Source organism: Mesorhizobium sp. M7A.F.Ca.US.007.01.2.1, from assembly GCF_003998165.1.
GTDB lineage: Bacteria > Pseudomonadota > Alphaproteobacteria > Rhizobiales > Rhizobiaceae > Mesorhizobium > Mesorhizobium ciceri.
Window position 1 is genome coordinate 1 of record NZ_RZQP01000040.1, and the last position, 23,006, is coordinate 23,006.

At 62.7% G+C, this 23,006-nt stretch carries 22 protein-coding genes; 8 read left to right on the forward strand and 14 right to left on the reverse strand.

The features are described 5' to 3' along the window. The 8 genes from EN949_RS10275 to EN949_RS10310 all read right to left on the reverse strand — a co-directional run. The coding region (locus tag EN949_RS10275; RefSeq protein WP_281039767.1) for a Tex-like N-terminal domain-containing protein at positions 1 to 842 on the reverse strand (842 nt) is incomplete at its 3' end. 125 nt (positions 843 to 967) lie between these two features. Then, positions 968 to 2,149 carry a serine hydrolase gene (locus EN949_RS10280; protein ID WP_127366600.1) on the reverse strand — a complete coding sequence of 394 codons (1,182 nt, stop codon included), beginning with the start codon at positions 2,147 to 2,149 and terminating at the stop codon, positions 968 to 970. 37 nt (positions 2,150 to 2,186) lie between these two features. Continuing rightward, a complete protein-coding gene (locus EN949_RS10285; protein ID WP_024502675.1) occupies positions 2,187 to 3,383 on the reverse strand; it encodes a serine hydrolase in 1,197 nt (398 codons plus the stop codon). Between the two features lie 63 nt (positions 3,384 to 3,446). Next, the gene (locus EN949_RS10290; protein WP_013529817.1) at positions 3,447 to 4,481 is read right to left on the reverse strand and encodes an extracellular solute-binding protein; all 1,035 of its coding nucleotides are present in this window, start codon (positions 4,479 to 4,481) and stop codon (positions 3,447 to 3,449) included. Between the two features lie 23 nt (positions 4,482 to 4,504). Next, positions 4,505 to 5,305, reverse strand: coding sequence for an ABC transporter permease (locus EN949_RS10295; protein ID WP_013529816.1), 801 nt, complete (start codon positions 5,303 to 5,305; stop codon positions 4,505 to 4,507). Beyond that, a complete protein-coding gene (locus EN949_RS10300; RefSeq protein ID WP_013529815.1) occupies positions 5,298 to 6,218 on the reverse strand; it encodes an ABC transporter permease in 921 nt (306 codons plus the stop codon). The genes EN949_RS10295 and EN949_RS10300 overlap by 8 nt, the downstream gene beginning before the upstream one ends. Before the next feature lie 2 nt (positions 6,219 to 6,220). Next, positions 6,221 to 7,315: an ABC transporter ATP-binding protein gene (locus EN949_RS10305; protein WP_013529814.1), complete on the reverse strand. Its 1,095-nt coding sequence runs from the start codon at positions 7,313 to 7,315 to the stop codon at positions 6,221 to 6,223. A gap of 141 nt (positions 7,316 to 7,456) precedes the next feature. Continuing rightward, positions 7,457 to 9,136, reverse strand: a complete 1,680-nt coding sequence (locus EN949_RS10310) for an amidohydrolase (RefSeq protein ID WP_127370807.1) — start codon at positions 9,134 to 9,136, stop codon at positions 7,457 to 7,459. A gap of 154 nt (positions 9,137 to 9,290) precedes the next feature. Here EN949_RS10310 and EN949_RS10315 point away from each other — a divergent pair, with 154 nt between their 5' ends. The 4 genes from EN949_RS10315 (at position 9,291) to EN949_RS10330 (ending at position 13,139) form a co-directional block, all read left to right on the forward strand. After that, a complete protein-coding gene (locus tag EN949_RS10315) occupies positions 9,291 to 10,052 on the forward strand; it encodes a TetR/AcrR family transcriptional regulator (RefSeq protein WP_244506862.1) in 762 nt (253 codons plus the stop codon). Between the two features lie 26 nt (positions 10,053 to 10,078). Continuing rightward, positions 10,079 to 11,110, forward strand: a complete 1,032-nt coding sequence (locus EN949_RS10320; protein WP_127367437.1) for a histone deacetylase family protein — start codon at positions 10,079 to 10,081, stop codon at positions 11,108 to 11,110. A gap of 551 nt (positions 11,111 to 11,661) precedes the next feature. Beyond that, positions 11,662 to 12,372: a helix-turn-helix transcriptional regulator gene (locus EN949_RS10325; protein ID WP_024502680.1), complete on the forward strand. Its 711-nt coding sequence runs from the start codon at positions 11,662 to 11,664 to the stop codon at positions 12,370 to 12,372. Continuing rightward, positions 12,369 to 13,139, forward strand: coding sequence for a helix-turn-helix transcriptional regulator (locus EN949_RS10330; RefSeq protein WP_027161441.1), 771 nt, complete (start codon positions 12,369 to 12,371; stop codon positions 13,137 to 13,139). Before EN949_RS10325 ends, EN949_RS10330 begins: the two co-directional genes overlap by 4 nt. A gap of 34 nt (positions 13,140 to 13,173) precedes the next feature. Here the strand turns inward: EN949_RS10330 and EN949_RS10335 are convergent, their stop codons facing one another. From EN949_RS10335 to motA, 6 genes are read right to left on the reverse strand one after another with little or no spacing between them, the layout of a single operon-like run. Next, positions 13,174 to 13,611 carry a hypothetical protein gene (locus EN949_RS10335; protein ID WP_024502682.1) on the reverse strand — a complete coding sequence of 146 codons (438 nt, stop codon included), beginning with the start codon at positions 13,609 to 13,611 and terminating at the stop codon, positions 13,174 to 13,176. Further along, a complete protein-coding gene (gene flhB / locus EN949_RS10340) occupies positions 13,608 to 14,690 on the reverse strand; it encodes a flagellar biosynthesis protein FlhB (RefSeq protein ID WP_127365894.1) in 1,083 nt (360 codons plus the stop codon). Before flhB ends, EN949_RS10335 begins: the two co-directional genes overlap by 4 nt. 9 nt (positions 14,691 to 14,699) lie before the next feature. After that, positions 14,700 to 15,710 (reverse strand): flagellar motor switch protein FliG, encoded by a 1,011-nt coding sequence (locus EN949_RS10345; protein WP_013529806.1) that lies wholly within the window; start codon positions 15,708 to 15,710, stop codon positions 14,700 to 14,702. A 43-nt stretch (positions 15,711 to 15,753) separates the two neighbouring features. Continuing rightward, a complete protein-coding gene (fliN, locus tag EN949_RS10350; protein ID WP_023809994.1) occupies positions 15,754 to 16,140 on the reverse strand; it encodes a flagellar motor switch protein FliN in 387 nt (128 codons plus the stop codon). A 16-nt stretch (positions 16,141 to 16,156) separates the two neighbouring features. Then, a complete protein-coding gene (locus tag EN949_RS10355; protein ID WP_127365893.1) occupies positions 16,157 to 17,104 on the reverse strand; it encodes a FliM/FliN family flagellar motor switch protein in 948 nt (315 codons plus the stop codon). A gap of 32 nt (positions 17,105 to 17,136) precedes the next feature. After that, positions 17,137 to 18,012 (reverse strand): flagellar motor stator protein MotA, encoded by an 876-nt coding sequence (motA, locus tag EN949_RS10360; protein ID WP_013529803.1) that lies wholly within the window; start codon positions 18,010 to 18,012, stop codon positions 17,137 to 17,139. Between the two features lie 147 nt (positions 18,013 to 18,159). On the opposite strand from motA, the gene EN949_RS10365 reads away from it, so the two are divergent. The 4 genes from EN949_RS10365 to EN949_RS10380 are packed head-to-tail and all read left to right on the forward strand — an operon-like array spanning position 18,160 to position 22,934. Continuing rightward, positions 18,160 to 19,971 (forward strand): DUF1217 domain-containing protein, encoded by a 1,812-nt coding sequence (locus EN949_RS10365; RefSeq protein ID WP_127365892.1) that lies wholly within the window; start codon positions 18,160 to 18,162, stop codon positions 19,969 to 19,971. A 7-nt stretch (positions 19,972 to 19,978) separates the two neighbouring features. Beyond that, positions 19,979 to 20,701, forward strand: coding sequence for a flagellar basal-body rod protein FlgF (flgF, locus tag EN949_RS10370; RefSeq protein WP_013529801.1), 723 nt, complete (start codon positions 19,979 to 19,981; stop codon positions 20,699 to 20,701). A gap of 3 nt (positions 20,702 to 20,704) precedes the next feature. Continuing rightward, on the forward strand, positions 20,705 to 22,108 hold the full coding sequence (fliI, locus tag EN949_RS10375) for a flagellar protein export ATPase FliI (protein WP_024502685.1): 1,404 nt from the start codon (positions 20,705 to 20,707) through the stop codon (positions 22,106 to 22,108). Next, positions 22,095 to 22,934 (forward strand): hypothetical protein, encoded by an 840-nt coding sequence (locus tag EN949_RS10380; RefSeq protein ID WP_127365891.1) that lies wholly within the window; start codon positions 22,095 to 22,097, stop codon positions 22,932 to 22,934. Before fliI ends, EN949_RS10380 begins: the two co-directional genes overlap by 14 nt. Positions 22,935 to 23,006 lie beyond the last annotated feature (72 nt).

The following is a 23,006-nucleotide window of genomic DNA, read 5'->3' on the forward strand; positions in this document are numbered from 1 at the left end:
CGCCAGGTCCAGCCCGCCACCTCCATCAGCCATCTGTCACCCGGAAGGCTGCCGCCGATGGCATAGGCATTGGCGATCATCCGCTCGACCGGCTTCACCGGTGAGGTGTCATCGGCATCGACCTCGATGTCAAGCGACAGCACTTCCTCGTTGCGGCCGCGCAGCATCGCCAGCGCGCGATGGCTCGGCACATTTGCCCAACGCTCGACATGGTCGAAATAATCGGAGAATTTCGCGCCGGCCTCCTGCTTGCCGTCGACCACCCTGGCGCGCATGAAGGCGCGCTCCTTCATGTAGCCGCGCAATTTGCCGACCAGATCGGCATTCTCGGCGAATTGTTCCGACAGGATGTCGCGCGCGCCCTCGAGCGCCGCCTTGGTATCGGCCACCTCTTCGTTGACATAGGCCAGCGCCAGTTCGGCAGGCACCAATGAGCGGTTCGCCAAGATGGCTTCGGCCAGCGGCCCCAGCCCACGCTCCCTGGCGATCTCGGCCTTGGTCCGGCGTTTGGGCTTGTAGGGCAGGTAGATGTCCTCAAGTTCCGCCTTGGTGGTGGCGGCGACGATCTTGCCTTCAAGCTCCTCGGTCAGCTTGCCCTGTTCGCGGATCGAGCCAAGGATGGTGTCGCGGCGCGCGTCGAGCTCGCGCAGATAGGCGAGGCGTTCGGCAAGATCGCGCAATTGCGTGTCGTCGAGCCCGCCGGTGACTTCCTTGCGGTAGCGCGCCACGAACGGCACTGTCGCGCCCTCATCGAGCAGTTCGATCGCCGCGGCCGCCTGTTCGGGCCGCGCGCTGATCTCGGCCGCGATGATGGCTGCAATGCGCTTGATGTCGGATGCCATGTCGTTCCTGCTCTCATCCAAAGAGCGGCGACCATAGGCGCAGACGTCCGGCCCGCCAACCGCCGCGCTTCGATCAGCCCAGCGGGTCCACAAGAAAGCGTATGCTAATGTGGTGGACAGCCGCGCTAGATTATCCGGCTGAGCGCCTCGAAGAACGCGACGATCTCGATATCGAGCGGATCGTCGACAGGCTGCGGCTGCGACGACATCTTGGCGATCACCACTTCGGTCCTGGGATCGACATACAGCCACTGGCCATGGATACCGATGCCGCAATAGGCGCCGTTCTCGTGTCCAGTCTGGTACCATTTGTTGCGGTAGCGGCCCTTGGGAAACAGTGGCAGCATCGCGCCGCGCTGCCAGGCGTCCGCACTGCCGCCAGTGCTGGTCGTGTCGCGCACCCAGGCTTCCGGTACGATGCGGCGGCCATTGGCCATGCCACCTTGCCGCATCATCTCGCCGACACGCGCCAGGTCGCGCGGCGTCACCGAAATGCCGCCGGCCGTGCGCGCCGTGCCCTCCATGTCGACGCCGATCGAGGCTTCGCTGACAGCGCCGAGCGGCAGCCACAGCTTCTCGCGCATCAGGTCGGTGAACCGCTGGCCCGACGCACGCTCGAGCAGCAGGCCGAGCAGGTCGGAATTCGGCGAGCGGTAGCGGAAGGTCTGGCCATGCGGCTCTGCAAGGCGTTGCAGGGTCAGGATGAATTCGCGCAGGCTCTCCGTGCCGCCGCCCGGATTCCACAGCGTGGCACGGCGATAGCGGGCGAAAGCACTTTCCGGATCGAGATAGGCTTCCTCGAAATCGAGACTGACGCTCATATCGAGCACATGCCGCACGCTCGCATCGCCATAGGCCGAGCCGGCGGCTTCGGGGATGTAGGCCGTCACCGGCGCTTCCGGGTCGAACACCCCCTCGCCTTCCAGTATGCCGGCAATGATGGCGGTCAGCGACTTGCTGATCGAAAAGATGATGTGGCGGGCGCCGAAATCCATATGCGGCGCGAACCAGTCGCCGACGATCCTGCCGCCTTTCATCACCGTCAGTGCGTCGGTGCTCGAACGTGCGAGAAAATCAGCCACCGTCTCCGGTGTGCCGGCGATCGCGACCTTCTCGCCGAGCAGGCCGCCCATATCGCGCACGGGGATTTCGACAACGCCCGACGTCGCCGCCACCCGGGCGGTCGGCACCAGTTCGCCGAGATTCTGGAACGACCACCGGTTGAACGGGTTCTCGCGCCAATTGGCGAGCACGACCTGGTTGCGCCGGAAGCCATAGCGGGTCTTGAACACGGTTTTGCCGGTCATGGCGTTTCCTTCCGGGTCGTTTCTTCTTTGTGGAGGCTCAGCGAAGTGCCGTGGCGATAGCGTGCACGGCTTTCAGCGTCGCTATGGAATAGGCACCATTGGCGAAATCCGGCCAGGTCGAAAGCTTCACCACGACCATTCCGGTGTTCCAGTCGATATGGATCATCTGACCGAACACGCCGCGGCACATCAGTGCGCGCGAGCGCGGGTCCTCGATCCAGAACTGGTTGCGATAGCTGCCCTCCGGCAGGCTGGGGCTGAAGTCCGGCCCATGCCTGCCGTTGCGCGTGTCCTCGACCCAGCCGGCCGGCACGACGCCGCCACCATTGTCGAGGATCAATTGGCCGAAGCGGCCATAATCGCGCAACGTTGCATTGAAGCCGCCATCGGCCACCGCATAGCCGGCGCTGTCGACGGTGAAGCAGGCGCTTTCGTCGGCGCCGAGCTTTTGCCAGAGCTCTTCCGAAACCAGCTGCGGCAGCCGTTTGCCTGTCACCCGCTCCATGATGAAGGCGAGCACATCGGTCTCGATCGAGCGGTATTCGAATTGAGCCCCGTGCGGGCGGATCGTGTCCTTCAAGCCCAGGATCAGCTCGAACATGTGCGAGGGCCAGCGAAAATCCGGATCGCTGCCCGGCGGCACCGGCTTCCAGCCGGTGGCGACATCGACCTGGCCGATGTCGGAATAGCGGTCGGTATATTCCTCGGAGAAACGCACGCCGCTCGTCATGTCGAGCACATGCTGCACATTGGCGCCGGCCCAGCCGGTGGCGCCGAGCTCCGGCAAATAATCCGTGACCGGCCTGGCCGGATCGATCAGGCGGCGCCCGACCAGTATGCCGAATACCGAACCGGTGACGGACTTGGCCATCGACTGCGACAGGTGCAGCGTGCGCTCACCCATGCCGTTGAAATAGCGCTCATAGGCTATCTTGCCGTCCTTGAGCACCAGAAAACCGTCCGTATAGGTCTCGTCGAGCAGCCCGGCGAGTGTCGTCGGCTTGCCCTCGCTGTCCTCGACCGCCAGCCCGTCAAGATCGACCTCGGCGCGTTCGAGACGGCGGCGATGGCCGTTGCCGCGCCAGACTTCGGCGGTCGGCAGAATTTCACGGATGTGCTGGAACGCCCAGCGGTTCCATGGCGGCCGGTCCCAGTCGAGCTTCGGCGGCACCATGGCGGGCGGCGAGCCCTGCATGATCGGCGGCCGCGGATCGCTGTTGCGATAGGAGTCCATGAAAGGCCATTCCCGGAAAAGAAAGACCCGGCGACATGTGCCGCCGGGTCCGTCATGCAGCGATTACTTCTGCAGTTCGGTCCAGATCTTGGTGTAGATGTCCTGGATTTCAGGCGCGCACATCTTCTGGAATTCGCCCTGTGGCTTCGCTGCGGCCGGAATGACGACTTCCGGCGCATCTTTCATGTCGGCCGGCATGTATTTGTCCGAGCCGGTGATGGCGTTGGCATAGCGGTGGAAGGCCGACAGGCCCGCCGCGTTTTCCGGATCCATGATGAAGTTCTGGAACAGCTTGGCATTGTCGACGTTCTTGGCTTCCTTCAGGACGACCACGTTATCGCTCCACAGGCCGTAACCTTCCTTTGGATAATTGTAGTGGATGGCCGGATTGGCCAGCCGCTGGCGCAGCGCCGAGCCGTTCCAGTCGCTGGTTGCCTTGAAGTCGCCGGCGCCCATCTTCTCGATGGTGTTGTATTCCATGGCGATCCAGTTCGGCTTGGCCGCGACCAGCGTGTCACGCACCTTCTTCAGCACCGCCTTGTCGTCCGTGCACTGCTGGCCGCCGACATATTTGATCGCCGCGAAGATGACGTCATTCATCTCGGGAACGACGTTGACCTTGCCCTTCAGCTCGTCCGGCGTGTTGAAGATGATGCCCCAGCTGTCGGCCGGTCCCTTGTAGGCGTCGGTGTTGACGACGACGCCCACCGTGCCCAGCGCCCACGGCACCGAGTATTTGCGGCCTGGATCGAAGTCGGGGTTGGCCCATTCGGGCGCTACATTCTTGAAGTTCTCCATCTTGCCGGGGTCGGTTTCCAGGACAAGGCCTTCCTTGATCCAGATCGGCACGTAGGTCTGCGAGGGTACCGCAATGTCGAAGCCGGTGCCGCCCTGGCGAACCTTGGCAAGCGCGGTGTCGTTGGAATCATAATCGGTGATGGTCACCTTGACGTTGTATTTGGCCTCGAACTTCTTGATCACGTCGGGGCTGGTGTAGTTGCCCCAATTGTAGATGTTGAGCACGCCGTCGGCGCGGGCCAGGCCCGTCGAAGCGAGCAACGCCAACCCCATGGCGGTTGCTGTTGTCTTCCAGTTCATGGTTTTAACTCCCATTTTTCGGTTCAGTCTCGTTTCCTGCTGACGAAGAAAAACAACGTGACGATGGCAACCGAGAGCAGCAGGAAGGCGGTCGATATCGCGTTGATCTCGGGTGTGATGCCGCGGCGGATCTGGCCGAGCATGTAGGTGGGCAGCGTGTCCTGGCCGCCCGATTTGACGAACTCGGTGATGACGACGTCGTCGAGCGAGATGACGAAGGCCAGCATCAGCCCGGCCAGGATGCCGGGCCACAGAAGCGGCAACGTGATGCGCCGGAACGTCTTCCAGGGCGTCGCGTAGAGGTCGGCTGCGGCACGCTCCAGCGTCAGGTCCATATTCTCAAGCCGCGCCCGGATCGGCAAATAGGCAAAGGGAATGCAGAACGCCGTGTGCGCGGCGACCAGATAGCCGATGCCGGAATAACCGGTGAAGATCTTGATGCGCGAGAAGAAGATCAGCAGCGCCACCCCGGTGACGATCTCGGGCACCATCAGCGGCTGGTTGATCGCCGCATACTTGAAGGTGAGGCCGGGATAGGACGCGGTGCGGGTGGTGGCGAGCGCCGCCATGGTGGCAAAGATCGTGGAGAGCACCGCCGCAATGGAGCCGATCTGGAAGGAACGCAGCGTGGCATCGACGACCTGCGTGTTCTGCCATGCCGACTGGAACCATTTCAGCGAAAAGCCGCCCCATTCGGAGGTCGAGCTCGCCGCGTTGAAGGCATAGATGACCAGCACGATGATCGGCAGATACAGCACGATAAAGCAGGTCGCGGCGATCGCGCTGAATCCTGGCTGGTGCTTGATGGAAAAGTTCTTAGCCATGACGCACCCCCGACTTGCCGGCATTGCGCACATAGGCAAGCAGCGCCACCATGACGATGATCATGACGGCGATCGACAGCGCCGAGCCGAGTGGCCAGTTGCGGCCCTGCCCGAACTGCAATTCGATCAGGTTGGACAGCATCATGTTCTTGCCGCCGCCAAGCACGCTCGGCGTCACATAGGCGCCAAGCGCTGGAATGAAGACCAGGATGGAGCCGGCGATGACGCCCGGCTTGACCATCGGAAAGATAATCCGCCGCAGCACCTGGAAGCGCGTGGCGTAAAGGTCGTAGCCCGCCTCGACCAGCCGGAAATCCAGCTTTTCCATGCTGGCGTAGATCGGCAGCACCATCAGCGGCAGGTAGACATAGGCCATGCCGATCAGGATCGCCGTGTCGGTGTAGAGGATCTGGATCGGCGCCGAGATGATGCCGAGCTTGAGCAGCATTGTGTTGATGATGCCTTCGTTGCGGATGATCTGCAGCACTGCGAAGGTGCGGATCAAAAGGTTGGTCCAGAACGGAATGGTGATCAGGAACAGCCAGAGATCGCGGGTCTTTTCGCTGCGCGTCGCCATGAAATAGGCGGTCGGGAAACCAAGCACCAAGGTGGCGATCGTCGTCACCACCGAGAGCTTGATCGAGCGCAGGAAGATGGTGACGTGGGCGGCGGCGATCGAAAGCGTGTCGTCGAAGATATCGCGTTCCAGAAACACCGCTATCCAGGCTTCCGGCGAGAACTGCCACTTCACGTCGCCATAGGAGCCTGGCGTCAGGAACGAGTACACGAGCACGATCAGCAAAGGGCCGGTCGCGGCGAGGAAAATGACCAGCAGCGCTGGTGCTGACAAAAGCCAGCGGTCACGGACATCTCGCCGCTCCGCTGCCTTGGCGACTTCTTCCGCGGTCGCCATCGTCAGTCCTTCAGGACCTGGGCGGCATCGCTGCCGATGAGGATCCCGACCGCGTCGCCCTTCTCGAAACCGCAGCCCGCGCTGCGCGTGTTCTGCTGGCGTACGGTGAAGAGTTCGCCGCTGTCGAGATGAACATGGATGTGGGTGTCGGTGCCGAAATAGACGATATTATCGACCCTCCCCGACAGTTCGCCCTTGGCCTTGGTCAGCTTGGCGTGTTCAGGCCGAACCACGACCGTGGCATTGGGCTTGGGCTGGAAACCCTGGGCCACGGTCGCCTCGATGGTCGCACCGGACTTGAGCGTGGCGCGCGCCTTGCCGTTGGCCATCTCGCTGATGGCGGCCGTCAGGAAGTTGGTTTCACCGATAAAGTCGGCGACGAAGCGTTCGGCCGGCTTGTCGTAGATATCCCAGGGCGAACCGACCTGGAGGATCTTGCCCGATGACATGACCGCGATGCGGTCGGACATGGTCAGCGCTTCTTCCTGGTCGTGGGTGACGAAGATGAAGGTGATGCCGGTCTCGTGCTGCAGCCGCTTCAACTCGATCTGCATCTCCTTGCGCAGCTTGTAGTCGAGCGCCGACAGTGGCTCGTCGAGCAAAAGCACCTTCGGCTGCGGTGCCAAGGCGCGGGCCAAGGCCACGCGCTGCTGCTGGCCGCCGGAGATCTGGCTGGTGCGACGACCGGCGAGTGCCTCCATCTTGACCAGCTTCAGCATCTCGGCGACGCGCGCCTTGATCTCGGCCTTCGGCTTACCCAGCATTTCCAGGCCAAAGCCGATATTGTCGGCGACCGTCATGTGCGGGAACAGCGCATAGGATTGGAAAACGGTGTTGACCGGCCGTTTGAAGGGTGGCAGCGGCGCGATGTCCTGGCCGTAGAGCAGGATTTCACCGGCGGTTGGAAAATCGAAGCCGGCGATCAGCCTGAGCAACGTCGTCTTGCCGCAGCCGGATGGCCCCAGCAACGTGAAGAATTCGTTCTCGCGGATAGATACCGAGACCGTGTCGAGGGCAGCCACCTGCCCCTCACCTGATCCGAAAATTTTGCTGACGTTTACTACTTCAATCGCATTCCGATCCGGTTTGTCCGGCACGATTACGCCTCACTGTTGACCCCGCTCTTGCTGGCGGAGCTCTTCCCCTGTTCGATGTGACCACATGGCCGGTGGGTTGGCAAGCCCGGCATTGGGTCACAGTTCAGTCAGTCATTGAGGCCTGCAAGCCCCATGCCATAGTCAGGCCTGATAGGTGATCTTGCCGCCGCAAATCGTCGTCACCGGCCGCACCTTGTGCAGATCGGCCGGGGCGGTGTTCTCGATATCCATCGACAAAACCACCAGATCGGCCATGTAGCCCGATCTCAGCGTGCCCTTGCGGTGCTCGGCGAATTCGGCGTAGGCGCCCTCGATCGTGTAACCGGCGATCGCTTCATGCAGTGAGAAACTCTGGTCCGGGTCGCTTTCTGCCCATGGTTTGCGCAACACTGCCGCCTGAATGCCCAGGATCGGATCGATCGGCGACACCGGCCAATCGGATGCGAAGACGACATGCGCGCCGGCATCCTTCAAGGTCCGCCAGGCATAGCTCAGCGGCCAGCGTGCCGGCCCGATGCGCGACACCGTCGGCTCCAGCGGAAAATCCATGGCGCCGGGCGGATGCGGCGGTTGCATGGAAGCAATGACGCCGAGTTCTGCGAAACGCGGCACATCCGATGTGGTGGTGACCTCGATGTGCTCGACCCGGTGACGGCTGTCGCGCTTGCCGTTCGCCTTCTGCGCCGCCTCATAACCGTCCAGCACCGCGCGCACCGCGCCGTCGCCGATCGAGTGCACGGCGATCTGCAGCCCGCGCCTGTCGGCCGCGACGGCCAGATCGATGAATTGTTGCGGCGTGAACAGCGGCTCGCCCACCCAGTCGGGCCGGTCGGCGTATGGCTCGACCATGACAGCTGTCCAGGAGTCGAGCACCCCGTCGTAGAACACCTTGACCATGCCCGACGACAGCCATTCGCTGTTGTAGCTTTCGGCCATACCAGATGCCTTGTCGAGCATGTCGAGCGTCATGAAATTCTTGTAGTGGAACGGGATTTTGACGCGGCAGGGCAAGCCTTCCTCGGCTTCGATCTCGGCCAGCAGCTCAAGCTGGTAGAGGTTGCCGTCCATGTTCTGGATCGAGGTGATGCCGTGGCGGGCGCACCAGGCGAGCCCGCGCCGCATAATGTCGCGGTCGGCGTCCCGCTCGGCCGCCGTCGGCATCGGGTCCGGCTCGCCGCCGGTCGACAGCCCCAGCCGCACCCGGCTTTCGCCGGCAAGGTCGAGCACCGGACCAAAGGCCTCGCCTTCGCGCAATTCGCCGGCGGCCAGTCCATCGTCACCCATGACAATCTCATTGCCAGGGCCGAGCGTGCGCCCCTGCAGGATGCCGGCCATTTCCAACGCCTTGGTGTTGGCCCACATGGTGTGATGGTCTGGCGCCGCCATGCAGAACGGACGATCGGGCAAAATGGCGTCGAGGTGATGGCGCGTCACGCGCTCGCTGCCGAGCACGGTGTAGTCGACGCCTTGGCCGACCAGCATCTTCACGTCGGGCCGGGTAGGCGCATAGTCGCGGATCGCCTTCTGCAGCGCCTCGAAGCCATGTATACCGGTGAGTTGAAGGTGGGCAAGTTCAGCCCCGCCCGAAAACAGATGCATGTGGGCTTCGATAAAACCCGGCAGGACGGAGCCGCCCTTGGCGTCGATTACCTTGGTGGCCGGTCCCTTGAACTCTTCGATGGAGGCGCGGCTGCCGATGGCGATGATTGCGCCGTCCTTGACGGCGACGGCTTCGGCGGTGGGATTGCCGTCGTCGATGGTCAGTACACGACCATTGATGACGATCAGATCCGCATTGTGACCTGCACCTGTGACAGACATCGCGACTCCGCGCTTTTGACGACTGACTGAGACCGACAACCTCTTGGCCAACGACCTGCCACTCCACCGGAGCGGCGCCATGGGACGAAAAAGAATGCCAGCGCGCTGTCTTGGAAATTCCCCTTGTCATCCCAAGAGGCAGCGTGGATAAAGAATGCGACTGATTATTCGCGTTTGTCAACATACCGAATCTGGAATGTATCGTGGACAGCAAGCTCCCACCATGTTGAGACCGGGCGGGGAACGAGGACATCGGACGGTGAAGCGCAGTCTCGACCGCAAAACCAGGATAGCGCTCGAACCGCGCAAACAGCCGCGGCAACAACGCTCCAGCAAGGTGGTCGACCGGATTCTCGACGCAGCGCTGGTCTTGACGCGGGAGCAAGGAACCAAGACGCCGACGACGCTCGCCATTGCGCAGCGCGCAGGCTTGTCGGTTGGTTCGATCTACCAATACTTTCCCAACAAGGAAGCCATTCTTCTGGACCTCGCCCGGCGCTGGCTGTCATCCTTTCCCGAGGTGATCGCCAAGCGTATCAAGGTCGCCCCGCCCACCAACCGTGAAGAGTTTCGGCAGGAAGTGCGCAAGCTCTTCATCGACACGTCCAGACTCTACCTCGAAAACGCCAGCCTGATGCCGGTGATCGAGGCCATTTCAGGCAACGCCGACCTCAGGCCGATCCAGAACGAATATGACGAGCAGATCATCGCGCTCTACGCCGCATGGCTGCAGCATGTGAACCCGGCGCTTGAAGACAAGATCGCCAGCCGGCTCGGCGTGCTGATGATGGACGTCGGGCACGCCTGCCGGCTTGTCGGGCTGAAAAGAGACCGCAAGACATACGACCTCATCGAGGACGATGTGGAAAGAATGTGGCTCGCTCTGGTGAGCCCTTATCTCAATCTTGAATCTTGACTGATTTCGCACTTCGAGAGGAATTTATGAAGACTGTTTTCTCCCCCCTTCACGCCGGCCATGCCGGTCAAATGGAATTGGTCACATCAGCCATCGTGCCGGGTTTCGAAAAGCCATCGAGGGCCGAATTCATCAAGGCACGGGTCGAAAGCGAGAAACTGGGTCCCATCATCGCGCCGCACGAACATGACCTCGCCGCCGCCAAGCGCATCCACAAATCAGACTATATCGACTTTCTCCCGACGGTCTGGCCGCAATGGCTGGAAGCAGGCCTCACAGGCACGGCGATGCCCTTCACCTGGCCGACGCGCGGCCTGCGCGGCGACGTGCCGCCAAAGCGCGTCGACGCGCTGCTCGGCTATTATTCCTTCGATGCCGGCGCCACTTTCGTCGAAGGCACGTGGGCCGCGATCAAGTCTTCCTACGACGTAGCGCTGACCGCCGCCGGCCTGCTCAAGGATGGCGAGGCTTCCGCCTTCGCGCTCTGCCGTCCGCCCGGCCACCATGCCGGGGCTGGCTTCATGGGCGGCTATTGCTACATCAACAACGCCGCTGTCGCCGCGCAATGGTTCCGCGACCACGGCGCCAAACGCATCTCGATCCTCGATGTCGACTACCATCACGGCAACGGTACGCAGGAGATCTTCTACGACCGTGCCGACGTCCAGGTGCTCAATCTGCATGGCGATCCGATGGTCGAGTACCCGTTCTTCCTCGGCCATGCCGACGAACGCGGCGCGGGTGCCGGCGAAGGCTTCAACATCAATTATCCGATGCCCTTCGGCACCGACTGGGATGCATGGAACGCCTCGCTCGAGGATGCCTGCGGCAGGCTCGCCGCTTATGCACCGGATGTCGTCATCGTCTCGCTGGGTGTCGATACGTTCGAGAAGGACCCGATCAGCCAGTTCAAGCTGAAGACGTCTGATTATCCCAAGATCGGCCGCCGCATCGCCAGGCTCGGCCTGCCGACGCTGTTCATCATGGAAGGCGGCTATGCCGTCGAGGAGATCGGCATCAACGCGGTCGGCGTGCTGACCGGGTTCGAGGATCGGTAAATGCCTGTCGTCCAGGAGCATCTGGCGGTTTTGGGACAACGACAGGCATAAGCAAAGGACCACCGGGACCGGGCGGCAACATCGCCCGGCTCCCACTATCGGGCCAAGGCACCAGTCTTCGGCACAGCAACCGGCGCGCCCGTCTGTCCAATGCTCCCGACCCTGGCGAAATCGACCAGCCGCCGAGGTGGCCGGCGAAGATTTTCGCGTCCCGGTCTTCTGTCCAGGGCGCGAAAACCGACTTGTGAGTCGCACATGAGTCCACCGGATTCGATTTTGTCAAATCGCGTTTGATGTCAGATTCAACTGCGGGTAGATTAGACCCGAATCAGCCGGTCCTGGGGGGCGCGGCGACCACCCAAAGTCTTTTGTTCCGGAGCTTTTCCGGCACCAGACGCGGACGGCTTCGCGTTCCCTGAATGGATTCGGGATTTGGTTCGGTGCAGCCCTGCGCCACGCGTGTGTCTTCGTCAAAGTAATGCGTATTCGGGTTCGGCGGCTGGCTTCCAGTATCCGGACAGCAGAAACGATTCCGGCCAAAAGCAACAAGAATGAGCAGTCCCGCCGCACGTCTTCAATCCGACACATTGGGCTCGCGCCTGACGTCGCGCGGCGATCTCACCAGCTTTTTCATGCAATTGACCGCCGAGATCGGCGCCGACAGCTACATGTTGGTCGCCATCGTCCACGACCAGGACCGCAACGATGCGCGCATCGTCTCCTCCAACTGGATTTTCGATGCCATCGAGCTGATCGGCAAGCGATTGATCGCCGGGCTTGCGCAAGGCGCGCTCACCGTCGCGCCAGGCATCCGCCCACAGCCGCTGGTGGCATCTCAAGCACCAGAGGCAGACGGATTGGTCACCGGCGAGGAAGCCCGCCTTCTCGACGTGCTCGGCCATGCCGAGATCTATTCGCTGCGCCTCAATGTCGGCCGCCAGCGCCTGTTTGCCCTGTTCTCTGCGGCGACCGCCGGCAGCATCGACCAGCCGGCGCTGATGCGCGCGCAGCTGAAATGCTGCTACGCGCTCTCGCACATCCCGCAACTGATTGCCGCCGCCGCCATGCAGGACCCGTTGTCGGATCGCGAGCGCGAATGCCTGTTCTGGGTTTCCGAAGGCAAGACCACCGACGAGGTCGCCGTCATCCTTGGCGTCTCGTCCAACACCGTCAACAGCTACATCACCCACGCCATCCAGAAATTCGCGGCCAGCAACCGCGCGATGGCCATCGCCACGGCGATCAGGAGCGGCATCATTTGAAACACGCCGATATCAAGGAAACGGCCGAAGCCCTTTTCAACGAGCAGCGCAACCCGTTCGGGGCCTTCACCCTTGGCTCCGAAACCCATCACGCGGTCACCATTCCCGATGCCGTGCGCCGCTGCCGCTGGATCGCCGTTGACATGAATGCCTCGGCTTTCGGCCTCTTCTTCGTAAGCCCCTCGCCCGAGCGGGCGCGGCTCGTGCCATGCTTCGATTCCGATTATCCCGGCATTGCGGTGGCGACCAAGTTCATCTCAGGCGCCAACGGCGAGGAGATCGTGCGCCACACCCGCATCTCGACCGAACCGCGCTGGTGGACGGATGACGGCGTCCCTGCCACGGCGGAGCTGTTTGGCGATTTCGCCTGGACCGAGCGGATGGCGGCGCTGGTGCCCGGAACCAGCGGCATCGCTTTTCCCGTGCACGCCGACCGCGGCCAATGCGGTCTTGTCGTGTTCCTGGGCTCGGAGATGACCTTGCAGCAGGATGCGCTCTACGAAATACACGCCCGCTGCTTTTCGCTGTTCGCCGCCGTCGCCCGCATCCGTCCGGGCGATGCCGGCCGCATGCGTGCAATCTCCAAGCGCGAACTCGAATGCCTGAAGCTGACCGCCAACGGCAACACCAGCGAGGAGATCGCGCGACTCCTGAAACTGTCGGTGCACACCGCCAACCAGTATCTGACCCAATCGACCCAGAAGCTCAACGCCGTCAATCGCAACCAGGCCGTTGCCAAGGCGCTGCGGCTGGGCTTGATCGAATAGGGGAATTCGGCAGCGCTTCGAAAGCGACCGACGGTCAGCGATAGGCCAGCGGCTCGACCTTGCGGATACGCGCCTCTTCGATCACCGCTTCGAGCAGCGCCGTGTTGCGCTCCGGGTCTTCGCCCGGCTTCTCGAACGATACGTAGTTGACCGCCACCGACGCGCCGAGCTCGCTCAGCGTCAGCTGGAAATAGACGGTGACGCCGGGCGGCCTCAGTTCCAGATCGAGCACGATGCGCGGGCTGCCGCTCCAGTCGACATGCGCCTCACCACCATGGCCGAGCCGCAGAGTGCCCGGCATGAAGAACAACTCAACCGCTGAATCGACCAGGTCCGACAGGCACGCGAAATGCTCCAGCCGGATAAAGGCGATGTAGTCGGCGACATCGATCAGCCTCAGTTCGCCCACCACCTGCTCGATGGCGCTGGCGACGATGATCTCGCGGGATTTTGCGTGCGGTTGCCGGTTCATGAAATCTGTCTGCGCTCAGCCTTTTTCGAGTAGACGATCCGCACCAGTTCGGCGACGGCCTGGTAGAATTGTGACGGGATCACATTATCGACCGAAACTTGCTTGTACATGGAGCGGGCGAGCGCCACGTCCTCGAAGACCGGGATGTTGTGTTCCCGCGCGATCTCGCGGATCTTGAGCGCCACCAGATCCTGGCCCTTGGCCAGCACCATGGGCGCCGAGTCCTCGTCGCGCACATATTTCAGCGCGATCGAGAAGTGCGTCGGGTTGGCGATGATCAGCGTCGCGCGCGGCACCGCCGTCATCATCCGTTTGCGCGCCCGGTCGCGCGCCAGGGAGCGCAGCCGCGACTTGACGATCGGGTCGCCCTCGGACTGTTTGAACTCGTCCTTGACCTCCTGCTTGCTCATGCGCAGATCCTGCTTCCAGTGGAAGCGCGACCAGACGATGTCGACTGCCGCGATCAGCCCCATGACGAAGACGATGGCCACCAGGATGTCGACGGCGATGCCGCGGATGACGAGACCGAAGGCGACCGGATTGGTGATCATCCCGGCGAGCAGCTTGCGGTGGTCTTCCGACAGGGTGAAACTCAGCACGACGATGGCAAACCCGACCTTGCCGAGTGACTTCAGGAACTCGACCCAACCCTGGATGCCGAACAGCCTGTTCCAACCCTTGGCGATCGAAATGCGCGAGAGTTGCGGCCGGACCCGCTCGCATACGAATTGCGGCATGTTCTGGAACACCGAGGCGCCGACGCCGGCGACGGTCAGCAGCACCATCAAGCTCAGGACGGCGCGGCCGACCTCGAGCAGGACGATCTTGTAAAGCGCGATGACGTCGGTCTCGGTGTCCATCGGCCAGGCTTCCGGCTTCTCCAGGAACATCGACAGGAACATGCCGAGATCGATGATCGCATCCTTGGCGTAGAAGACGGTGAACACCAGTATGGCAACGAACGAGGCAAAGAGCGCTGTCTCCCGCGAATGGGGCAGCTTGCCCTGTTCGATGGTGTCTCGGATCTTCTTTTCCGTCGCCTCTTCGGTTTTCGAATCCTTGTCGACCGCGTCAGCCATGGCGCGGTCCTAGGCGGCGTCTTGGGTCGAGGGGAGTTCGAAGGCGCCTTCGCGCGACAGCCGGATCGTCGTCGTGACGATCGTCTTGCGGGCCGCCATGATGTCGGCGAGGGGGATCCCGTCCGAGCCCTGCCCGAGTTCGGCTTCGATCATGCGCCGCGAGCGGGCGCCGATGGCCGACAGCACCGATTCCGCAAGTGCGGCCGACGTGCCACGCAAGGCCAGCGTGACCAGCTCCGTCGATAGCCCGTCGAACAGCAGCACCCGCGCTTTCTGGGTGAGCAGCGGCAGATCGTCGAAAGCAAACAGCCGGGCTCGCACGCCGTCGAGATCAGGCGTGCCGGCGGCTTCCAGATCCTGCATCACCTCCTCGAGCAGCGGCTTGTCGAGTTCGTTGAGGACGCTGGCGACACGCGCCTGTCCGGCCGAGGTATCCTTGGTCGAGGTTTCGGCCAGCACACTGGTGCGCAGCCGGTTTTCGACGATCCTGGCGGCAGCGTCGGGAACATTGGCCATCGTCACCATGCGCTTGATGATTTCTCCACGCATCGGCTTGGTCAGTGTCAGCAGCACGCTCGCCGCCACCTGCGGCGCCAGCTTCGACAACACCATGGCCGCGGTCTGCGGATGCTCACCGGCCAGGAAGGCGCCAAGCCGCGCCGGTTCGAGCTTTTCGAGCTCGGGCCAGATCGGCGGCGGGCCTTCCGGTGCGACCTCGAATTTCCTGTCGCCCATGATCGCGCTCATCTCTTCGGGCGAGAGCGATTCGTTGAGGATGGTGTCCATCCTGTCGGCGGAATCGAGCAATCCCGCCCCTTCGGTGAATTCGGCCTCGAACTCAGCGACAATGCGCTCAAGATCGCTTTGCGGAATCGTCCGCAGCAGCCGGGCGCCCTCGATCAGGGCCTTCAGTTCTTCCTGCTTGAAGAATTTCAGCAGGCGGCTGGCCGACGGCTTGCCCATCGCCACAAGTATGGCGGCCGCCTTCTGCGCGCGGGTCAAGGTCACCGGCGTCGTCATGCCACTCGCCTCCGCTGCCACCGGCAAGCCCCGCAAACCATGTCTAGGCGCCCTTCGTGCCGGCGATGATTTCGGTCAGCCTGATGCCGAAGCGCGAAGGATCGCTTTCCAGAACGGTGATCTCGCCGCGCGCGATCTTTCGGCCGTTGACCACGACGTCGACAGGTTCGCCGATGCGGCGATTGAGCGCCACGGTCGACCCTTTTTGCAGCGCCATCAGATCGGAGACCGGCATCTCGGTGCTGCCGAGGATGATCTGGACATCGACGGGGATGTTCATGATCACGCTCGAATTGGCCGACGAGGCCGCCCTGAACGCCGCATCGGGGCGTTGCTCCTCTTCATGCAGGACCCCGCGCAATTCTTCGATGGCACGGTCGAGTTGCTCGTCCGGCTGGTCGAGGTCGGCTTCCGCCTTGGTTTTGGCCATGATCGTCTCCAAATGCTCAGGCGCGTCCGGCGGCAGCCGGCATCAGCCCGTCGATAAAGTCCTGCCCGGCATCGTAAGGTTGCCTGATCCGGACGGTGTAATTCTGTCCCAGTTTGCCGAACTCGCATACGAACAGCGTCTTGCCCCGTGCGCTGAGACGCGCCTGGGACTGGGCCGTTTCCTCGAATTCGATGACGTCGCCGATTTCGAAACCGGCGAGGTCGCCGAGCGTCAGCCGCGCCAGCGGCATCGTGGCCTCGAGCGCCACGGTGGAGCGCATCACCTCTTCCGAGAAGCGGGCGCGCCAGCTGGGGCCGTGATCGTCGTCGCTGACAGGCACGGCTCCGTCGCGGCTGGCCAGCACGACGCGCTGCGGCATCGTCACCGTCACGGTGCCACTGTCGGCCGGCGTCGAGATGCCAAGCACGATGCGGATTGCCGCGCCATCGCGCAGCACGTACCGCTTCGCCTCGGTGCCCGACATTGCCCGCGGCGCGGGCAGGCGCAGGTCGAGCGAACGCTTTCCCGATCCGTTGAGGGCCTGTGCGACCTGCTGGAACAGCATGGTCGAAACATCGATTTCGATTTGCGACAGATCGCGTTCGATCGGCGATGCCGGCAGATCCGGGTCGCCGCCGAACAGCGTGCAGACCATGATGGCGATCGCCGGAGCATCGATTACCAGGGTCATCGCATCGGAGGACGCCGACGAGCCGATCACGGTCATCGCAAACGTGTCGCCGGCACGCGAACGCGCCTCGGGAACGCGGCTGACCTCGATCGCTTTGAGATCGACGACGACCGGAACGCCAAACTCGCTGGTCAGGGTTTTCTGCAGCAGCGGCACGGCGCGTTCGGCCATGGCGCGGCCTGCGTCGATGACCTGCGCGGCCTCGCCGCTGTCGCCGACCAGACGCTCGATGATCAGCGAGCGCGCTTCCGCTGGACTGCCCAGGCTGGTCATGACAGTGCCGGGACCGATCTGTCGCGCATCGTTCAGGCGGCCTTCTTTTCGACGGTGCCGGTATTCATCGTGCTCTGCTCGACCGCGTCGATCGTCGGCCGTTCATAGGACGAGATGGTCTTGCGGCCGAACTCGATCGCCACCTGCGGCAGCGCGCCGTTCATGTAGGCCAACAGCGTCTGCTTGACGATGATATAGAGGCGGTTCTTCTTCTCGCGCACTGTCTTGATCTTGGTGGCGACCGGTCCGACCACCGAATAGGACAGGAAGATGCCGAGGAACGTTCCGACAAGTGCGGCACCAATCAAACCGCCGAGAATTTCCGGCGACTGGTCGAGCGCGCCCATCGCCTTGACCACGCCGAGCACGGCGGCGACGATGCCGAGCGCCGGCAGGCCATCGCCCACCGCCACCATCGCGTGATAGGCCTTCATCTTGTCGGACCTGATGGTCTGGATTTCTTCGTCCATCAGCGCCTCGATCTCGTGCGAGCGGGCATTGCCGATGATGATGATGCGGCAGTAGTCGCAGATGAAATGCGTCAGATCGTGGTTATGCAGCACGGTTGGGAACGCCTGGAAAATCGCCGACTCTTCCGGATTGTCGATATGCGCCTCGACCTCGCTGCGGGATTTCGAGCGCAGCTCGCGCATCAGCGAGTGCAGCACGCCGAGCGTTTCGAGATAGTCCTGTTCCTTCGGCACCGCCTGCTTGAAAGCTTCGAGAATGCCCTTGCCGGTATCCTTGACCGTCTTCATCGGATTGGCGACGAGGAAGGTGCCAAAAGCCGCACCACAGATGATCACTGCCTCCCAGGGCTGGATCAGCACGTGAAGATGGCCGCCCATGGCCATGAAGCCGCCAAGGACGCAGCCGAGCGTTACCACCAGTCCAATCAGAATGCCCACGACAGGTCCTTCCGCATTTCACATCAGGAGCTAGGGATAGCCCCCGTGCCTTGTGTGAGGCTTGAATCGAAGGCGTCGGAGACGATTCAGTTTCGCGCAAGGAAGTAGGGGTATTGTCCCGGCATAGCTTCGGCCGGAGGCACCTCTTTGCTTAATACCTTTACCAGCTACCAGCTCATCACCAGGGACATTTCAAAGTCGATCGACAGGATCGAGCAGCAGCCCGTGGTTGATCGCGACACCAAGTATTATCTGGACAACATCACCAAGGTGAAATCGATCGACGATTTCGTCAAGAATGACCGTTTGTTCAAATATGCCATGAAGGCCTACGGGCTCGAGGACATGGCTTACGCCAAGGCCTTCATGGTCAAGGCACTCAAGGAAGGCGTCTCCGATCCCAACAGCTTCGCCAACAAGCTGACCGACAAGCGTTACGCCGAATTCGTCAGGGCCTTCAATTTCGCCGCCAACGGCACCAGTACGACTGTCTACAACAAGGCGCAGCAACTGGTGACCAGCAACTATGCGCTGCAAGTCCAGATCGGCGCCTCGCAGAAGGGGCTCCCTTACTACCAGAGCGAAACCGCCTACTACGTCACCAACATCGCCAAGGTTAAATCGGTCGACGACCTGATGGGCGACAGCCGCCTGCTGACATATGCGATGGCCGCTTTCGGACTCGACGCCGCAACCGAACCTGCCGCAACCGTCAAGGCGATGCTCGAAGGTGGCGTCAGCGATCCCGACAGTCCCGCCAACAAACTGCCCGACAAGAGCTACGCCAAATTCGTCGCAGCCTTCGACTTCGCCCAGTATGGCGATCAGACGACCATGCGCGACGATGTCCAGCAGGCGGTGCCGAAAGGATACATGGCCGGAGCCGGACTGACATTGGTCGAGCCAAGCGCGCAATATATCAAGGGCGAGGCCGATTATTACGCGGCAAACATTTCCAAGGTGACGTCGATCGACAACCTCATGGCGGACAAGCGCCTGCTCACCTTCGCCATGGCTTCCTACGGACTTGATGCGTCAACCGAACCGCCGCAGCAGATCCGCACAATGCTCGAGGGCGGCGTCAGCGACCCCGACAGCCCAGCAAACAAGCTGACGGATAAACGGTACGCCAACTTCGTCACGGCCTTCAACTTTGCCCAATATGGCGATCAGACAACGTCGCGCGACGAAGTGCAGAAAGACACGCCGAAAATCTATACGACGGAGTCGGCGCTTGGCCTGATCGCGCCGAATGCGGACTACATCAAGTCGGAGACCGCGTACTACCTTGCCAACGTCACGAACGTGAAATCCATCGACGACCTGATGGCCAACAGCCGATTGTACAACTACGTGCTCTCGGCCTACGGACTGGACCCGGCGACGGAAAGCAAGGACCTCATCCGCAACGTTCTTGCCGGTGGCATTCGCGACGCCGACAGCGTCGCCAACAAGATGACTAACAAGGCCTATGCCGGGCTGGCCGCCGCCTTCAACTTCGAACAATATGGCGAAGCGGCCACCACCATCAATCCGGCGCAGCAGCCGACCGTCGACAAATACATGCGCCAGACCCTCGAAGAGGATGCCGGCCAGACCAACCAGGGCGTGCGGCTGGCGCTTTATTTCGATCGCAAGGCCCCAACCATCACCAGTTGGTATGACGTGCTGGCCGACACTGCGCTTGCCAGTGTCGTGCGCACCGTGCTCGGCCTGCCCGATTCCTTCGCCACCGCCGATGTCGACAAGCAGGCGCAGCTGTTCGAGCAGAAACTCGACATTTCGGATTTCTCCGACCCCGAGAAACTCGGCAAGTTCCTGACGCGCTTCACCAGCATGTACGAGATCAACAACCCGACTTCATCGGCCGTCACCTCGGTCAGCGTGCTGTTTGCCCAGCCACTCACCGTCGGCATCTCCACCGACCTGATGATGGCCATGCAGAAACTGAGGTTCTGAGACCATCATGCGGGACAGCCTGTACGTCGCTCTTTCATCGCAGATCGCGCTCGAGCGGCGCCTCGACACCATCGCCGACAACGTCGCCAACGCCTCCACGATCGGCTTTCGCGCCACCGGCGTGAAGTTCGAGGACGTCGTCTCTGGCACCGGGCAGAAATCGGTGTCATTCGCCTCCCCGGGCAAGACCTACCTTTCCGGCGCCCACGGTGCCTTGAGCGAGACCGGAAATCCCTTCGATTTCGCCATCCAGGGCGATGCCTGGTTCGCTATAGAGACGCCGGTCGGCACCGTCATGACCCGCGACGGCCGTTTTTCGATGAACGAGAACGGCGAACTGATGTCGATCGAAGGCCACCCGGTGCTCGATGCCGGCGGCTCGCCGATCCAGCTTGACCCTCGCAACGGTCCGCCCAAGGCCGGGGCCGATGGTTCGTTGCGCCAGAACGATCAGCTTGTCGGATCGATCGGCCTCTACAATTTCGATCCAGGCGCGAACTTCGTCCGCTATGGCAATTCCGGCATTGTTCCGGCACGCACCCCGGAGCCTGTCACCGATCGCTCCGATATCGGCGTTGCCCAAGGTTTTCTCGAAGAGTCCAATGTCAATCCGGTGCTGGAGATCACCAGGTTGATCATGGTCCAGCGCGCCTTCGAGAACACGGCCGCCCTGATGCGCCAGACCGACTCGTCCACCGACGAGGCGATCAAGACGCTCGGCTCGAAATAGTCCATGTCGCTCGACCAGCCATCCCTGCGGGCACTCGAAAGACAACTCCAGCCGGCACCGGAAGACCGGCTTGCCGCCCTGGAACGGGTCTGGCGGCGTTTCGCCGACGCCGAGGCACTGCTCAAGCGCGGCGGCCGCGTCATCGAAGTCACGCCCACGCACTACAAGGTGCACGGCCTTTCCGGCTTCGCAAGGCTGGGTGACATCGTCGAGCAGCCCGGCCATGCCGGTGCGCGCCGCGGCGAGATCGTCAAGATCGGCCGCGACGAGGCCGTCGTGGCACCCTTCGAACGCAGCGCCGATTCCGGCATCGGTGATGCCGTGTTCCGCCGCGGTCCGCTTGTGGTGGCACCGCATGCCTCATGGCGCGGCCGCACCATCGACGCACTCACCAGGGCGATCGATGGTGGCCCGCCGCTCGCCCGGGGAGACGACACATCGCGCGGCGCCCAGACGACGCCGGGCGCCATGGCGCGGCAACGCGTCGGCACTGCCTTCATGACCGGCGTCAAGGTCATCGATATCTTCACGCCGCTCTGCTTCGGCCAGCGCCTCGGCATCTTTGCCGGCTCCGGCGTCGGCAAGTCGACGCTGCTCGCCATGCTCGCCGGAGCCGACGCATTCGATACCGTCGTGGTGGCGCTCATCGGCGAACGCGGCCGGGAAGTCCGTGAATTCCTCGAGGACACGATCGGCGACAGCATGGCCAAGACCATCGCCGTCGTCGCCACCAGCGACGAAAGCGCCATGATGCGCCGGCGTGCGCCGGACACCGCCATGCGCGTCGCCGAGCATTTTCGCGACCAGGGGCATCGCGTTTTGCTGGTGCTGGATTCGATCACCCGCTTCGCTCATGCCTTGCGTGAGGTGGCGACGGGAACCGGCGAGCCGCCGGTCGCCCGCGGTTATCCGGCCTCGGTGTTCACCGAATTGCCCAAGCTGCTCGAACGCGCCGGGCCGGGTACGGAAGGCAAGGGATCGATCACCGCCATCATTTCCGTACTGGTCGACGGCGACGATCACAACGACCCGGTCGCCGATTCCGTGCGCGGCATCCTCGACGGCCATGTCGTGCTCGACCGCACGATCGCCGAACAGGGTCGCTATCCCCCCGTCAATCCGCTGTCGTCCATATCGCGGTTGGCCGGAAAGGCCTGGAGCGTCGAACAGCGCGCGCTGGTGACAAGGCTGAAGTCGATGATCTCGCGCTTCGAGGACACGCGCGATATCCGCTTGCTCGGGGCCTATCAGGGCGGCGTCGATGCCGAACTCGACATCGCCGTGCGCCAGGTGCCGCTGATCTATGAAGCGCTGACGCAAGGGCCGAAGGATCGCCCCTCAGCCGACCCGTTCTCCGATCTCGCCCGCCACCTCAAGAGCAAGCTGAACGCCGATGCCGGAGACTGAACGCGAATACACCGAGCGCATCCTGCGCGACATGATCGCCGAGGCCAATGCCGCGCAGCAGGCAGAGGCTGACACGGCGAGAACTGCCAAAGCAAAGGCCGCCCGTGCCATCGCGGCCAAAGCCGAGGCCGTTCTGGCCAGAGCCGTCAAGCCAATCCTGCCACGGGCTGGCAAAGCCGATCCTGATCTGGCCAGGCCCGTCGAACCCGCTCTGTCCCGGGCTCCCCAGGCGGTGGCTGCCGAGATGACGCAGGCCAGCCGGGAATCGCTGATCGACGGCCTGTTCCCGCGCACCGAATGGCCGCAGCCGCCAAAGGCGCCGTTTCCCCGACTGGACAAGAAGTCCGACCGACGCAGCGATTTCGTCATTGCCGCGCTCGGCATCGCGCTCGGCCTGATCTGCGCCCTGTTCCCCTGGTATATCTTCTTCAACCAGGACCAGTTTGGCGTCCAGGCGATGAAGTTCGGCGGCACAGGCTCCAATTCCGGGCGAGCGGGCGGCGGCGTGGTCGCCGAACGCAGCGCGCCGCTGACGGCAAAGGACGTTCCCGCGGCCAATCTCGATCTTCTTGCCACGGGGACGGTGCGGGATGATGCCGATCCCGCAGCCGCATCCGACGAGCAACCGTTTCCGGCCGACGCGGCGAAATTCCGCATGGTTCATGTCGCCAACGGCCGCGCCATGATCCAGGACGACGCTGGCCTCTGGATGGTCCAGCGCGGCTCGATACTGCCGGATTCCAGCAAGGTATCCTCCATCGAGCAGCGCAACGGCAAATGGGTCATGGTCACCAGTGCCGACCAGGTGATCGAACTGTCCAGATAAACGATCTCCGGCTTCCGGCCATCCGCAAGGCCCGCGCAAGACTGGCGGCCTAGTCTCTGGGTACCTGCTCGG

Coding starts and splice junctions, on each gene's coding strand:
- EN949_RS10290 (WP_013529817.1), bottom strand. CDS start 4,481: ATGAACTGGAAGACAACAGCAACCGCCATGGGGTTGGCGTTGCTCGCT.
- EN949_RS10320 (WP_127367437.1), top strand. CDS start 10,079: ATGAAGACTGTTTTCTCCCCCCTTCACGCCGGCCATGCCGGTCAAATG.
- EN949_RS10345 (WP_013529806.1), bottom strand. CDS start 15,710: ATGACGACGCCGGTGACCTTGACCCGCGCGCAGAAGGCGGCCGCCATA.
- EN949_RS10280 (WP_127366600.1), bottom strand. CDS start 2,149: ATGACCGGCAAAACCGTGTTCAAGACCCGCTATGGCTTCCGGCGCAAC.
- EN949_RS10380 (WP_127365891.1), top strand. CDS start 22,095: ATGCCGGAGACTGAACGCGAATACACCGAGCGCATCCTGCGCGACATG.
- EN949_RS10295 (WP_013529816.1), bottom strand. CDS start 5,305: ATGGCTAAGAACTTTTCCATCAAGCACCAGCCAGGATTCAGCGCGATC.
- EN949_RS10355 (WP_127365893.1), bottom strand. CDS start 17,104: ATGACCAGCCTGGGCAGTCCAGCGGAAGCGCGCTCGCTGATCATCGAG.
- EN949_RS10285 (WP_024502675.1), bottom strand. CDS start 3,383: ATGGACTCCTATCGCAACAGCGATCCGCGGCCGCCGATCATGCAGGGC.
- EN949_RS10300 (WP_013529815.1), bottom strand. CDS start 6,218: ATGGCGACCGCGGAAGAAGTCGCCAAGGCAGCGGAGCGGCGAGATGTC.
- fliN (WP_023809994.1), bottom strand. CDS start 16,140: ATGGCCAAAACCAAGGCGGAAGCCGACCTCGACCAGCCGGACGAGCAA.
- EN949_RS10335 (WP_024502682.1), bottom strand. CDS start 13,611: ATGAACCGGCAACCGCACGCAAAATCCCGCGAGATCATCGTCGCCAGC.
- flhB (WP_127365894.1), bottom strand. CDS start 14,690: ATGGCTGACGCGGTCGACAAGGATTCGAAAACCGAAGAGGCGACGGAA.
- fliI (WP_024502685.1), top strand. CDS start 20,705: ATGTCGCTCGACCAGCCATCCCTGCGGGCACTCGAAAGACAACTCCAG.
- flgF (WP_013529801.1), top strand. CDS start 19,979: ATGCGGGACAGCCTGTACGTCGCTCTTTCATCGCAGATCGCGCTCGAG.
- EN949_RS10325 (WP_024502680.1), top strand. CDS start 11,662: ATGAGCAGTCCCGCCGCACGTCTTCAATCCGACACATTGGGCTCGCGC.
- EN949_RS10315 (WP_244506862.1), top strand. CDS start 9,291: ATGCGACTGATTATTCGCGTTTGTCAACATACCGAATCTGGAATGTAT.
- EN949_RS10310 (WP_127370807.1), bottom strand. CDS start 9,136: ATGTCTGTCACAGGTGCAGGTCACAATGCGGATCTGATCGTCATCAAT.